6 protein-coding genes are annotated in these 15,132 nt (G+C 52.1%); all 6 read left to right on the top strand.

The window, feature by feature from the left end; genetic code table 11:
* Positions 1 to 8 precede the first annotated feature (8 nt).
* The 6 genes from H8730_RS07890 to H8730_RS07915 all read left to right on the top strand — a co-directional run bounded on the left by H8730_RS07890 (position 9) and on the right by H8730_RS07915 (position 15,101).
* On the top strand, positions 9 to 935 hold the full coding sequence (locus tag H8730_RS07890) for a carbohydrate ABC transporter permease (protein ID WP_249289640.1): 927 nt from the start codon (positions 9 to 11) through the stop codon (positions 933 to 935).
* Between the two features lie 94 nt (positions 936 to 1,029).
* Complete coding sequence (locus tag H8730_RS07895; protein ID WP_249289641.1) at positions 1,030 to 2,832, top strand: type 2 periplasmic-binding domain-containing protein; 1,803 nt, start codon at positions 1,030 to 1,032, stop codon at positions 2,830 to 2,832.
* A gap of 102 nt (positions 2,833 to 2,934) precedes the next feature.
* Positions 2,935 to 5,082: an alpha-galactosidase gene (locus tag H8730_RS07900; protein WP_249289642.1), complete on the top strand. Its 2,148-nt coding sequence runs from the start codon at positions 2,935 to 2,937 to the stop codon at positions 5,080 to 5,082.
* Between the two features lie 67 nt (positions 5,083 to 5,149).
* On the top strand, positions 5,150 to 10,381 hold the full coding sequence (locus tag H8730_RS07905; protein ID WP_249289643.1) for a sugar-binding protein: 5,232 nt from the start codon (positions 5,150 to 5,152) through the stop codon (positions 10,379 to 10,381).
* 30 nt (positions 10,382 to 10,411) lie between these two features.
* Positions 10,412 to 11,689 (top strand): SGNH/GDSL hydrolase family protein, encoded by a 1,278-nt coding sequence (locus H8730_RS07910; RefSeq protein WP_177716081.1) that lies wholly within the window; start codon positions 10,412 to 10,414, stop codon positions 11,687 to 11,689.
* Positions 11,690 to 11,888: 199 nt separating this feature from the next.
* Complete coding sequence (locus H8730_RS07915; RefSeq protein WP_249289644.1) at positions 11,889 to 15,101, top strand: DUF5107 domain-containing protein; 3,213 nt, start codon at positions 11,889 to 11,891, stop codon at positions 15,099 to 15,101.
* Positions 15,102 to 15,132 lie beyond the last annotated feature (31 nt).

Below are 15,132 nucleotides of genomic sequence, written 5' to 3' on the forward strand. Positions count from 1 at the left end.
GTTTAAGTATGAAACAGAAAAAAAGTAAAATACGGAGCAGCCGCTCGGATAAAATCTTCGATACAATCAATGTCTGCCTTATGATTCTGGTGCTGCTCATCATGCTATATCCGCTGTGGTTTGTCCTTATCGCGTCATTTTCCGATCCGAATGCGGTCAATATGGGGAAAGTAACGCTGTATCCCGTTGGATTTACCACGGCGTCCTATATCAACGTGCTCGGCTCCGACAAAATCTGGAGCGGGTATTACAATACGATTTTCAATACGCTGTTTGGCACAGCGCTCAATCTAGCGCTGACCATCCCCTGCGGTTACGTGCTAAGCAAGAAGGAGTTGCCCGGCCGGGGATTTCTCTCGATTCTATTTGTAATCACGATGTATTTCGGAGGCGGCATGATCCCGGCCTACCTCAATGTATACAACCTTGGTCTGCTGGATAATCGCTGGACACTGGTGATACTCGGAGGAATCAGTGTCTACAATATGATCATCACGCGCACCTATTTTCAAAATTCGATTCCCGGCGAGCTGTATGAGTCGGCTACCATCGATGGCGCATCCCATTTTCGATCTTTTTTCCAGATTGCGATTCCGCTGGCGGCGCCGATTATCGCCGTCATAGCACTGTATTATGCCGTGGGCCGTTGGAATGAATATTACAATGCGTTGATTTATGTTAACAAAACGGAGCTGATGCCGCTGCAGATTGTCCTGCGCAATATCTTGATCAACAATCAAAACTTATTAGATCAGCTGCTAGCGGATCCCAACGCTACGGAGGAACAGATCTCCAATCAGGCAAGGCTTGCCTATATGGCGGAAAGCATGAAATATGCAATCATCTATGTGGCGTCCCTGCCAATGTTGCTTCTATACCCATTTATTCAGAAATATTTCGTCAAAGGTGTGATGATTGGCTCCCTTAAAGGCTGATCCACCAGATCCCTCACGGTGAAGGGGCGAACGTCTAAAAAACGTATGCCATTTCATACAAATCTTGATACAGAAAACAGAAAGGAGAGAGATTATGGTAAAGAAAGGACTTGTGTTGTTTCTAGCTCTCTGCATGACCCTGTCGCTAGCCGCCTGTGCTCGCAGTTCTGACAGTGAGGCATCTGACGCCGGCAACAGCTCCGCCAACTCAGATGGCTCCATCGCCTCCCAGAACTCGGTCGTGGAGGAAGAAACAAAAGCTCCGGATTATGTCAATCTGGACAGTGCGCTACCGTTTGTAAAGGAGGACAGTGGAGAAAAGGTAACACTTTCCATGTATGTTGCCGCGCAGGACGCAGCCAAAAACGTCGATGATACGTGGCAGTGGGTCTATCTACAGGACCAGGGCAATATTACACTGGATATTACGCTGATTCAGTGGGGAGCCAAGGAGGAAAAGAAGAATTTGGCACTGTCCTCCGGTATTATTCCGGATATCATGTATAATATGCAGTTAAGCTCCACCGATATTGTCAACTATGGTTCCAGCGAACATATTTTGGCGGACTTGACAGATCTGATCGCCAACTATGCGCCAGACATTCAGGCCACACTTGATCAGTATCCTGATTTTAAGTCAACGCTGACGACGCCGGATAATGCGATTTATTCCCTTTCCGGTCTTGGCGATGACAACGCGGCAGCGAATTATGCCATGTGGGTTCACTCTGACTGGCTCAGCGGAATTGGCATGGACAAAACGCCTTCCACCCTCGACGAGTTTACAGATATGTTAGTCCAGTTTAAGGAAAAGAATCCTATGCAGGTGGAGGAAGATAAGCTGGTTCCGCTGGCAGGATATTCCGGCGCTGATTATCCGACTGCCTTTATTCTGCAAGCCCTCGGATTCCAGATCAATACATTTCGCGTTGAGCGCATTTATGACTATGCCGTTGTGGGAGATCACTGCTCTATTATCTGCTGTGACGATCTGTATGCGCGGTATCTGGAAGTTGCCCGGGACTGGTATGAAAAAGGCCTGATTTCCCAAGACTATTTCTCCATTGACTGGAAGACGACCCGCGCACAGGCTGGTTCTGGGTATTGCGGCGCCTACGCGCAATTCAGCATGAGTACCATCGTTTCCAATGGATTTGCCGGAGACGATTCCTTCGTGGAAAAATGGGTAGCTTGCTCACCGCTGACCTCAGAGTGGAATGACACACCGGTAGCCAAGAGTGGTTCCGGCAATTCCATCGGCAATTTTACGATATCGGAAGATTGTTCCAACAAGGAAGTTGCCATTCGGTTCGCAAACTGGTTCTTTACAGAGGAGGGGGCGCTCCTCAAGAAATACGGGCCGGCAAAGGGATCCGATGTGGATACCTATGGCCTGCTGGATGGCTGGTATATGGAGAAGGATGAGACCACCGGCGAGCTGAAAATGCAGCAAAATGAGCAGCTGGCCATCTACTCTGGGTATGAGTGCCTGGGGTATATAGCCAACTATAAACCATTCCCGAACACGGGAAACCTGCTCATTGCCAACCAGTATAAGGTAGCCGGATATGAAGGGGAATACGCGAAGGAGGGGGAATTTGATCTCAACACCATAACGGGCCGGGTGAATAAACAGCGGTATGATGCCGTTGCTCCATATGCGGTCAGCGGTGCGCCGGATATCCTGTATTTTGATGCAGACACGGCGGCAAGAGTCAGCGATCTAACTTCGGTTGTACAAACCTATGCCCTGTCGGAAACTGCAAAATTTATCACCGGCGCTCGGGATATCTCCGAGGTAGAGGATTACCTCCGCGAAGTTCGCGCAGCAGGAGGCGACGAGCTCAACGAAATCTATAACAAAGCGTATCAGGAATACCTTGCCAACCTAAAATAATGGAACTGAGCAGACGTGTCCGCGTTTTTTAGTGGAAAACGCGGACATTCTTTCATCCTATAGGAAAGTCCGCCGAGAGGCGGAACTGGAAAGGAAAGTATAATGAGCATTTACTATGAGCCGGATCACGCACTATTTTGTATCCAGACGGCCCACACGACGTATGCCTTCGCACTCAATGCCGAATCGCGACCTGTGCATCTGTACTGGGGCGCGAAGCTACAGACTCTCTCCGACCTTGCCCTGCTAACCGGCAATCTCCATGTGGAAACAAATGGCGACAGTTCGTTTCGTCTGCGCACGAACAATCAATACGAATATCGCGCAGGGGAGCCATATTCCTACGAGGAACAGGCCCTAGACCTATTCTATTCGGACGGGGTGCGGGGAGCGCAGCTGGCATACCGCAGCCATGTCATTTCTGCGGACGGACGCGCGCTGGCCATTGAATTGGCCGATGGCCAGTACCCGTTATCGGTTACACTGCGCTATGAAATATATCCAGACCTTGACCTGATCACGCGGCGGGCAGTAATCCGCAATGAGGGGAGCGAGCCGCTGCACCTAAGAAAAATGCAGTCAGCATCCTTTCATTTTCCGCGGGGAGTGCAGTACCGGGTAACCCATTTTGCTGGAAACTGGGGAGCGGAATATCAGAAACAGCAAGAGATGCTGCCCCTCTGCCGCACGGTGATCCAGAACAACCACGGCAACACCTCCGGCCCCCATGCGGTGCCATTTTTTGCCCTCGACCCGTGGGGGAAGGCGGACGACACCAGTGGGGAGGTCTTCTTTGGAACTTTACATTGGAGCGGGGATTTCAAGATTACATGTGAGCGAACGGAACTCGGTGCGGTAAGCGTGACAGCTGGAGTCAATGATGAGCAGGCTGCGGTGACACTGCACAGCGGCGAGAGCTATGAAACGCCAGAGATAACCGCTGGCTTCACCACAGGTGGATTCGGGGGTATGAGTGAACAGCTATACGATTTTCAACTGGACCATCTGCTTCCGCAAAAACGCGCACACAATGTGATTCCCGTCATCTATAACTCATGGTACGCATATGATTTTCGCATCGATGAGGAGAAGATTCTGGGCCTGATGGACCGAGCAGCGGAACTCGGCGTGGAACTGTTTGTGATCGATGATGGGTGGATGCCTGGCCGGGACTGTGACAGCAAAGGCCTAGGTGACTGGGTGCCAGATCCGCTGCGGTTCCCAAATGGCTTGCGGGTCTTTGCCGAGCGGGCCCACGCACAGGGAATGAAGTTTGGCTTGTGGATTGAACCGGAAATGGTCAATCCCGATAGCGACTTATTCCGCGCTCACCCGGACTGGGTGCTGCAAAGTGAGTCTCGTCCGCAGACAACCTCGCGCAACCAGCTGGTGTTGAATCTTGCGCGGGAAGACGTGCTTGCCTATGTTTTGGATGTGCTTGACCGCACGATACAGGAAAATGAACTGGACTATCTCAAATGGGATATGAATCGCTATATAACGGACTGGGGTTGGCCTACGGGCAGCAAAGAGCAGCGCGAAAAGTTGCCGCTTACCATGATTGAGAATATCTATGGCATCTGGACACATCTCAACGAGGCGTATCCCGATCTATTGCTGGAGAATTGCGCCCATGGCGGGGCACGGTCGGACTATGGCATGGTCCGCTATACTGACCGGATCAACCGCAGTGATAACGCCACTCCAGCGGATGTATTGTTGCTGCACGAAGGGTTCTCCACACTCTTTGTGCCCAAAAGCGCAGGCGGCGCTGGAACATTCAACGGCACTCCGGGGGTTCCCTATGCATTCCGCGAAAACCTTGGCTTTACCGGGTCTATGAGTATAGGAGTCAATCTGTTGCGGTGTTCACAGGAAGAATTGAATGCATATGGCGCGAGCGTGGCACAGTTCAAAAGGGAGCGGGCAGATCTGCAAAATTCCTATGTGTATCACCTGGTCTCAGCGTGGAACAGCCCATACGCCGTATGGCAGTATGTCCGCCGTGACCGGCAGGCATTCACTGTGTTCGGCTTTTGTTTTGGTCGCCATTTTCCAGATGACCGTATGGCTCGGGTGCGGTTAACCGGCCTGATTCCGGAAGCCTTCTACGAGTGCGTAGTGGATACTTGCAGTTCGGAGGTGGATGGACAGAGGTATACAGGGGAAGCGTTAATGCAGATCGGTCTACAGCTGCCGCTGGAGCGGAATTATGATTCTGTTCGCCTGGTGTTTCGAAGGGTGATGTGAGGGAATCCGATATCAAAAGAATTTTTGTACTCGTCCTCCAGCACAAAAGAGAAAGGGGAAGAACTGCATGAATAAACGATTAGGTCAACTTTTATGTATCCTGGTTTCTTTTTGCTTGTTAGGCCAAACATTTCTTGCTAGCACGAGGCCGGTATTGGCAGACGCCATCCGGGTAGTGTATCTAAATGGTTCAGTGGAATCCTCCGGTAATGGTACGACCCCAGAGATGGCGGTCAAAACCCTAGGGGAGGCCTACTCGTTGTTGGATGCGGATAATGCTATGGCGCAAAATATAATTGTTGTCTGCGGTGACACGGCAATTGATCTGAGCAGTACCGTGACACTACCTGCAAAAGAAGCAACCATTACGGGAGCATACGGAGATACAGACTATGAGGCCTCCCTTGCCGGAAGTGACGGAAATGGGAAGATTTCATTGCAAGCGGATACAACCATCGAAAATCTGAATTTTAGTTTCGTAAATGCAAGTCAGCTGGAAAACAAGAATCATAAATTAATCCTAAAGCATACAGGTTCTACGCCGACGGTAGCAGGTTCCGATATTGAAGTATACAGCGGAACCTATGTCAATGTTTATGCGGATGCACCCGATGGCGATGCCACTTTGCGGATATACGGCGGTACAATTTCGAATCTTGCGATTTCCAGCAATTCTATGAATAAACTAAACATATTGATTGCAGGCGGGACAATTACAAACGTATATGGCGGCCGCCGCTGGGGTTCTGTAACCATCGACACTGTCAATATTACCCTCGAGGGTGCGCCGAAGATTGCGGCGATCAATGGAAAGTATAATCTCGCGCAGTCATCGCAGACGGAGAGCTGGCTGAATTTCTGTGAATATAGCGGAAATTTTGGATACACACTCCGCAATATTGACCATATCGCTGTTTCCGCCGCAGAGGGAGAGACGGCTGCAACCTTTTCCTCCCTTCAAGCCGCATATGCCAACAGCAGAGAAGGCGGAACGATAGTGCTGAGGGCGCCTGTGGTCATAGATCAGTCCGTCTTTTCCGGAAATCATACCGGTACCGTGGAGATAATCGGGGAAACGGCAGGGCAGGCTGTGACTTTTACCACGGATTGCGCTGTCTTTACGGGAGATTTTAAATTTGACGGTCTCACGCTGAATTTTTCCCAGGAGGAATCGAGTCCGACAATCCTCTTTCACCCTGTGGGAAAAGCGCCGGTCTTTACCTCGTCTACAGTCATCAATGGATATTATCAATTGCGGGCCATAACGGCTTCAGGTGGAGATATGAATCTTGATTTTGGAGAAAAACTTACGCAGCAGGAAATAAACGGCTATGCCGCCATTACTGGCAGCACGGCCTATGAGCGATTTCAACAGACGATAGCAGGGCTGCCGGAGGAAGTTCCGGTACTTGCCATGAAAAATATCAGTGCAGAAGACTATGGCACTGTATTGTATGTAGCCCCAGATGGCAGCGATACAACTGGAGACGGATCTCTGACCTCACCCTTTGCGACGCCGAAGCATGCCCTGGAAGCGGTGACACAGTTGTCAGTACTCCAGCGCGCAGAAGGCGTGGCCATTTTCTTCCGGGAGGGCAAGTATGCTGTCACAGAAGGGTTAGCCATCAGCGACGCCCATGGCGATCCGATCAGCAGAACGAAGCTCACCCTGGCGGCATATGAGAACGAAAACGTTGCATTTGTCGGCGGGTCATCCCTCACGGGCAGCGATTTTCAGCTGGCGACAGAAACGGGAATCGGATCGGAAGACTGGAACCGTTTGAACAGCGCAGCGAAGGGCAAAGTCTACGTGGCGGATCTGGCACAGCTTGGGCTGACAGAGTACTATCAATTTAAGGAAGAGAAAAATGGAGGCGCGCCGGCGCTGACGGTCAACGGCACACAGATGACCATCGCCCGCTACCCGGACGTAGGGGAGGTAACCATCAAGCGGGTGATCGATTCCGGATTGAATGGCGGTTCCTGCTTTGAGCTACAGGATACAACCCCCCTGAACTGGAAAAATACTGGACGCATTTACGTGCGGGGGTCATTCTGGGCAGAGTGGTGGAAAACCGTCGGACGGATTACGGAGATCAATGCTGAGCAGCGATCCATCAAGACCAACGGATATCTTGGCTGGTCCAGGGAAGGCATGAAAGCGGCTTCAAGCAATACACATTATTATTATAACGTATTGGAAGAGCTGTCGATTCCGGGGGAGTGGTTCTTAGATGAAGACACAGACCGGCTCTACGTGTATCCGATGGACGGCGCAATGCAGCCCTCAGATGTGGTGTGTACCACCACCACAAGCGCCGAGTATCTCGTAACCGTGTCTGGGGCTTCCAATGTTTTAATCAGTGGTATTACATTTGAAGTGGGCAATGGAGGCATCAGGATCGAGAACAGCGAGAATGTTTTATTGCAGCGCTGCACCGTGCAGGATATGAGCAGCTATGGCGTCGATATCTATGAATCCTTTAAATGCGGCATGACGTATTCTACCATCCGGCGCACAAGTTATGTTGCGTTTCAGTCCTCCGTATCGGCACAGACGCGAAGACAGCTGACGCCTTCCCGCTGTTTCTTGCAGAACAGCTTAATCCAAGATATTCAAGTGACCGCCTGTCAAATATTGGGGGTGGGGGATATCTTCTCCCACAATACGGTGCAATACACCCGCAGTATGGGCGTCTCGGTTGTGGGAACAGAATGCATTTTAGAATACAATGAAATGACGGCGCAATCCTACGCACAGCGAGATGCCGGCGCATTTTACGTGTCGGGAGCCGCCTACAATGTAGGAAACGTGATACGCCATAACTATATCCATGATTCCAATCCGCCCGGCACGAACAATGCCCGTGGAATTTATATGGACGACGGGTGTTCCGGAAATTACGCCTATGAGAATGTTGTAGAAAACATGTCCTACGGGATTTTTGTCCACTGTGGGGATGACAATGTGTATAAGCAGAATACCCTCATAGACTGCCACGTGAGTGCCGAAGTATCGGATGGCGCTTCCACGACGGCCAATTTAGCGTCCAGCACATATTATAGCTTTTATAATGGAATGGTCAACTGGTATGCGCAGGTCAAGGATGGCCCCTGGGAGACACGATACCCGTACTACGAGGATATGGCGGAAAAATGTGGGACCGCAATTGAGGCTTGGGAGGACAATGACACAGAGAATGCCACCCTTGCCTATGTTCGGGCTGCAACGGGTAATACCTTCACCGGCAACAAAATCATCAACAGTCCTGCCATCAATACCAACACCTATGCGGCGCCCTATACGGTGCTCAGCGATAATCAAAATCTATCATTGACCACCGAGGAAGAGAAGTTGGCCTACACCCGCAGTTCCGACCTCTATGAAAAGCTAGGATTTACCAATTCACAGCTTCCCGGTGACGCACTCGCCATGGGATCCCCGCTGTCCCTGCTCACCCCGACACAGAATGAGTCAGTTAACGCTGAACAAGTCAATTTCAAATGGAAAAAGCTGGGCGGTGTCAATTTCTATGTGTTGACCATTGCCAAAGATGCAAATTTTACTCAGGACGTCAGGGACTTTACAACATCGGAGGCGGAGTACAAAGTTGAATTAGCGGGCTACGAGCAGGAGTATTACTGGAAGGTGCAGGCGATATCCCTGGCGAAATACAATTACGGCCAGACGGTTACCTCCGCTGTAGGGCCCTTTGTATTTACCCTTGGCACAGGACTGTCTGCCACGGATGTGAGGTATTACACTCCCGACGTGGATGGCGTGCGCGATGCCGCGTATGCCAGTTCCGCGAGGATGGTGTTAGGACAGGAATACCAGGCGTCACCGGACGCCTCAGCCGTACCGGCCACGGATACAACTGCCACAGGCTACCTTATTTGGGACGAGAATAACCTGTATGTGTACGCCGACGTCAACAAAACAGGAATTTTCAGCAATCCTCTGCTCAACGGGGGGACATCGGAAAACGCATATTTACAGGATTGCGTGCAGATTGACCTTCAGACGAAGAATTCACAGCTATACTCAGTGATTGTACACGGAGATGGAGATGGCTACTACTGTACACTCAATGGCTGGACGGGCGATGCAAAGTACGCTGTCGTGCCAAAAGCGGATGGGTCCGGCTACTCCGTAGAATTTGCGGTTCCCTTTGGCGAAGGGATGCAGGCGGGGGATGAAGTGGAGATTCGCTTCCGGGAGACGAGTGCAGACGCAACCCGCTGGGCGAACTATCTGGAGCAGGTTGCCGCAGGTACAGCTACCGCACAGCAGGCCCCTGTTTTCCGCTATGGCAATTCCGACGTAACGACCTATACACTTTCATCCGAGACTTGGAGTGAGGAGAGCAAAATCCTTCGCACTGCGCCGGTAGTGGATGGAAGGCTGGACACCGCGTATCTGCGCAGCGCGCGCACGGAGCTTGGCCCTATGTGTTACGCCCTCTTGAACGATGTAGAGGAGCAAGAGACCACCGGCTTTCTCTACATGCTCTGGGACGATACGAATCTCTATTATTATGCCGATATTTCAACGGCCAGCATCAACAGCAACCCATTATTGGATGCCTATCTAGCAGCGGGGGATCTGACAAAATGGCGTACCTTTATCCGCTTTGAAGACTGCGTGCAGCTAAGTGTGAAGACAGAAATCGGGACGGCCCATGTTACGACGATTCACGCAGACGGTCAGGCATACTTGAACAGCTATGATAACAGTACCCAGGGGAATTATGTTGTCCGAGTCAAAGAGGACGGTTCTGGATACATCGTGGAAGCGGCTGTTCCGTGGAGAGATAGTTCCGTAGCCGCGGGGCAGATCGTTGGAGTGCATTTCCAGGCGAATTCCATCGACAATACTGGCATGTCGCCGGTGGATACCGCCAAAACGAAATTTGCATATTATCAGACGATTGCAGCGGAATACGGAATTGATACACCGTACAACGGACAGGAGGCAATCCGTCAGACGCCGCTGTATCTGTACCGCAATGAGGATAATACCTACCGTTGGTTTGATCTGACGGCTGATACCTATGTTGCGCCGAGATTTCGAATTACCTTCAACTTAGAGCCAGACAATACCCTACTTGTTGTGAAACAAAATGGGACAGTGATTGCGCCCCAGGCGGACGGCACCTATCTCCTTCCGGAAGGCGAATACACGTGGTCAGCTACCGCCAAAGGGTATGAAGCGGTGGAGGACATGACCTTTACCGTTGCCGGTGTCAAACAGATACCGGTTACACTGACAGCCCTTGCAGATGAAACGCCACAGTAGCCGGGGAAGCGGCTGCACAGGGGGACAATCATGATCGAAGCATTTCAATCACAAAACACGGTTGCATTTATCGGTGACAGCAATACATCCGCCGAAGCGACAACCATCGCCTATCCACAGTTTGTTCAGTATTGTTACCGCACCCGTTTTCCAGAACGGACAATCCAGATGGTAAACTGCGGTGTGGCCGGGGATACGTATGCAGGCGCGGTACGGCGAATGGACTGGGATATCCTTTCAAATCGGGCGACCCACGCGGTGATTCAGCTTGGCACCAACGACGTGGAGTATGAGCAGTATCCGCGAGGTAACGCCATCAATCATTGGAAGCTGGACTGCGCGGCTAGGGCATGTGGGAAACTTGTGGAGACTCTGCAAAGTCATCAGGTGTCGCCCATATTGCTTCTGCCCGGAGGATTTTACGAGGGGAGGGACCATCCCCGCGCAGAGACCTTTCTGGGAGCGAATGCAGCACTTGCGGAGCTTGGCCATCGAATCAAGGAGGTCTTTGAGGGATCCCAAATTCCCGTGCTGGATCTGGGCCCTGTGTTCAGGCAGATGGGGGAGACCATGCCTCCTATAACAATGACTCCCGACCGCATTCATTTTCGCGCGGTGATGCATCTGCTCATAGCAGCGGTTTTGACCATGGAGCAGGGATTTGGTTCAGTGGTGGCCTCAGCGCGGATCGGAAGCCATATAAGCACCCACCGGGCTACTGTGCAGGATGTGAACACAAGCTCAAGTGCCGCCTCCTTTACGTATAGACCTGAATCCTTCCCCTGTTATGACAGTGAACCATATCGAGAGCTTGACGCATATTTTCCCATAACAGAAAGATTCAATCAGGAAATCCTTGCAGTGGAAGGCTTAGATGAGGGACGGTACCTGCTTGCCCTGAATGGGCGGGATGTAGGGATTTACACGGCGGCGGAGGTCGCCGCTGGCATCAACATCGCCTGTTCAGAGGCAAATCCCAATAGGCAGATTTCGGCAGAGCTGTACCGTCTACTCTGCGCGGAGTGGTATACACCCATGCATGATTTGCGCCGCCTTGCCTATCAGATTGTACGCTGTAAGGAACGAGGAATTGATCTTCAGCGGATCCCAGGGTATCGTGTCGAAGAAAGCCAGGGCGTGGAGCCAGCATTTTTGGAATTTTGTGGTCCCCACTATGAGACGATTCTTCAGTTGTTCCGCCATCGGGAAGCGAATGAAGCCAGACTCACAGAGCTGCTGGCGGAAGCAGATGGAATAGGCGGGCCCACCGCCTCACGTGTTACGGTGCGTCAAGTGGGAATTGGTTGATACGAAAGATTAGCTTTTAAGGCCGCCGCAGATTTATATTTGCGGCGCATCCTTTGCAATACATTGATTTAGATGGAGGATAGTGCGAAAAATAAGCTTGATCGCTTATTTTTCACACGGCTATTTGTGCCGGAGCGTCACAAATAGCTCTGGTGGCAGAATTCGCCGCTGTCGCTAACGCTCCAGAATGGAGATTTTTATGAGAGAACAGGTAACTGTAACTGACGGCAGCCTTGTCTTGCCCACATATCCAGAGCCGCCGGCGGAAGTGCTGCCAATGTTTGCCGAAAACCGAGTTCATCAGCGTACATCCGGTAACCCATACCCGAACCCTGTGGTACTCCAAGTATGTCGGGAGAAGAAGGTTGAAAAATCATACCGCTGTATCACCCTGGAAAACGAGTATCTCAAACTTGAGATTCTTCCTGAGCTCGGGGGACGGATTTATTCTGCACTGGATAAAACGACAGGCTACGATTTTTTCTATAAGCAGCATGTGATCAAGCCCGCCCTGATTGGGTGCCTTGGCTCGTGGATTTCGGGCGGTCTTGAATTTAACTGGCCATTTCACCATCGCGCCTCCACCTTTATGCCCGTGGATGTTTTTGTGGAGCGGACCGCGAGCCAAGGCGTGGTGGTGTGGCTGTCGGAGCATGATCCCATAGACCGGATGAAGGGCATGGTTGGCATCTGCCTGGAGCCCGGCCAGGCGATCTTTGAGACGCGGATGCGCCTGTGCAACCGCACGCCGCTACGCCACTCGTTCCTCTGGTGGGAAAACACGGCTGTGCCGGTGAATGAGGCGTATCAGATTTTCTTTCCGCCGGATGTATCCTATGTCCAATTCCATTACAAGCGCTCCATCACCACCTACCCGGTGGCGTCCAACGCGCTGGGGGTATACAATGGCATTCGCTACCCGCAGGATACGGATATCTCCATGCATAAAAATACCCGTCAGCCAACCTCGTATTTTTGCGCGCCCTCCCAATATGACTTTTTTGGCGGGTATGATCATGGCCGCCAGTGCGGCGTGGTACATGTTGCGAACCACCACATATCGCCAGGCAAAAAGCTGTTCACCTGGGCGTACAATCAGCTCGCCACATCATGGGAAAACGCGTTGACAGACGAGGATGGCGCCTATGCTGAATTGATGGCAGGCTCTTATTCCGACAATCAACCTGACTTTTCGTGGCTAGAGCCATATGAGACCAAGTGTTTTTCTCAGTTCTGGTTTCCAGTGGGGGCCCTCGGTGTTCCGACTTACGCAAATCGTCAAGGGGCGCTGTACTGGGATGACACGGTGCTGCGGATTCAGTTGACGGGTAGCGCGGATGTGACGATCACCGTCACAGATGGCGATACAGAGATTTATAGTGCCGCCTGCGCGCTGAGAGCAGGTCGTGTGGCTGAATTCCCCGCTGGCTGTGCCGGAGCCGGCAGCCGTGTAAGGGTGACGGCGGGAGAGCGCCAATTGCTTGACTATACGGTACAGAAAAAGTCTCTGTATAATCTACCTGAATGTACACAGGATATGCCCAACTTCAAGACAGTGGGCTCTGCGCAGGAGCTGTATCTCGAAGGGATACACGTGCAGCAATACCGCGACCCGGCAGTGGAGCCAGATGTATATTGGGAGGAAGCGCTACTCCGAGATCCGTGCCATATCCCGTCTCTCATATCCCTGGCCGATTACCGGTATCGCCAGTGCCGGTTTGACGATGCTTCCGAGCTGGCAGAGCGAGCGATAACTGTCATGACGCGGTATAACAAACGGCCTGAAAGCGGTCGGCTATACCAATTGCTTGGATTGATCCGACTGGCGCAGCACAGGGAGGAGGATGCCTATGATTTGTTCTGGAAAGCATCGTGGAATATGGATACCTATAGCGCCGCCATGGTACAGATCGCTGCTGTGGAAGGCCGGTGGCATGACTATGAAGCAATGGCGGAGCACAGCGCGGAGGCTCTGCGGTATAATGGGGATCATCCATTAGGCGGCGTGTACCACGCGCTGGCGCTGTGGGAACTCGGCCGGACAGAGGAAGCGCAGCAGGAGATAACCTTACTCATCCAAAAGGACCCGCTACACCATCTGGCGCGGTACGCCGCCGTGCTGTGCGGCGTAATGCCTGCGGATGAATTTTACGCTGCGCTGCACAGTGATCCAGCCCAGACTGCGCTGGATGTGTATTTTGATCTAGCCCAGGCCGGTTTTTCCGAAGCTGGAAAGGCGATGCTTCGCGGTATCGCGGAGCCAAATCTGGAAATCTGCCTTCTCCTGGGCGAATGCCACGAGGCAGAGCCGATGGCGCCGGCACACGCATATCCGTCCCGCATTGAAGAATACGAATTACTCCGACAGACAACAGAAGAGCACCCAGAGTTTGCCGAAGCGCAGTATCGCTTCGGCTGCCTCCTCTATTCAAAACGACAGTATGAGCGAGCGGCTGACTGCTTTAGGCGCGCGGTAGAGGAGCAGCCGGCCATGTACGCGGCGTACCGCAACCTGGCGGTTGCATATTATAGCCATTTGAACCGAAGGGAGGAGGCACTTCCCCTTCTGGAAAAAGCGCTGAGCCTTGCGCCCCAGGAAGAGCAGCTGGTGTTGGAAACGGCGTACGTCCGGGCAAAACTTGGTTTGCCGCCGGAGGAAACGGCGGCGTTTATCCGGAACCACAGCATGGAGATGAGTCGAGACGATCTCTTTGTGGAGCTTGCGAGGGCGTACAATTTGGCTGGGCAGTATGAACAGGCGCTGGACGTACTTCACGGCCACACCTTCGTGCCGTGTGAAGGCGGAGAACATGCGGTGGCGGATCAATACATGTTTGCGCAGCATGGGATTGGCCGCAAGCTTCTGGCGGCTGGACATTTGGACGCGGCGCTGGAAAAATTCCGCGCGGCAAAAATCTTGCCACAAAATCTGGGCGCCGGGCTTTGGAACGAGGTCAAGCTGATTCCCCATGAGTTCTATGAGGCGCAGTGCCTGGACGGACTTGGCCGCAGGGCGGAAGCCGAGGCGGTGTATCAGCATATTCTTGCGCTGAAGATCGATTATTTCTCAGAAATGCATCTCAAAGAGCTTGCGTATTATCAGGCAGAAGCCTTAGTGCGGATGGGGGATTTCCTCTCCGCCCGTGCCGTGATGGACGCGTACCAAAAAAAGATCCGCCGCGGGCTAGGGGTGACGGATCCTGGTTATTATGACACGACGCCATTCTTTCTGTCCTACTGTGACAGCAGCAGGACAGCCCGCGCCGCTGTGATGCATCGTTTGCTGGGGTATTTTGCTTTGTTTGTGGGGGATGACCGTGCAAAAGAGCATTTTAAACGGGCGTCCCAGCTGAATCCCATTGATCTGTACCCGCGGCTGGAGTTGAGAATGCTGGAGATCAATCGGCCGTAATTTGGACAAAAAAGGCACTGGACATAGGAAC

The organism is Bianquea renquensis, from assembly GCF_014384895.1.
Taxonomy (GTDB): Bacteria; Bacillota; Clostridia; order Lachnospirales; family Bianqueaceae; genus Bianquea; species Bianquea renquensis.

Coding starts and splice junctions, on each gene's coding strand:
- H8730_RS07890 (WP_249289640.1), top strand. CDS start 9: ATGAAACAGAAAAAAAGTAAAATACGGAGCAGCCGCTCGGATAAAATC.
- H8730_RS07895 (WP_249289641.1), top strand. CDS start 1,030: ATGGTAAAGAAAGGACTTGTGTTGTTTCTAGCTCTCTGCATGACCCTG.
- H8730_RS07900 (WP_249289642.1), top strand. CDS start 2,935: ATGAGCATTTACTATGAGCCGGATCACGCACTATTTTGTATCCAGACG.
- H8730_RS07905 (WP_249289643.1), top strand. CDS start 5,150: ATGAATAAACGATTAGGTCAACTTTTATGTATCCTGGTTTCTTTTTGC.
- H8730_RS07910 (WP_177716081.1), top strand. CDS start 10,412: ATGATCGAAGCATTTCAATCACAAAACACGGTTGCATTTATCGGTGAC.
- H8730_RS07915 (WP_249289644.1), top strand. CDS start 11,889: ATGAGAGAACAGGTAACTGTAACTGACGGCAGCCTTGTCTTGCCCACA.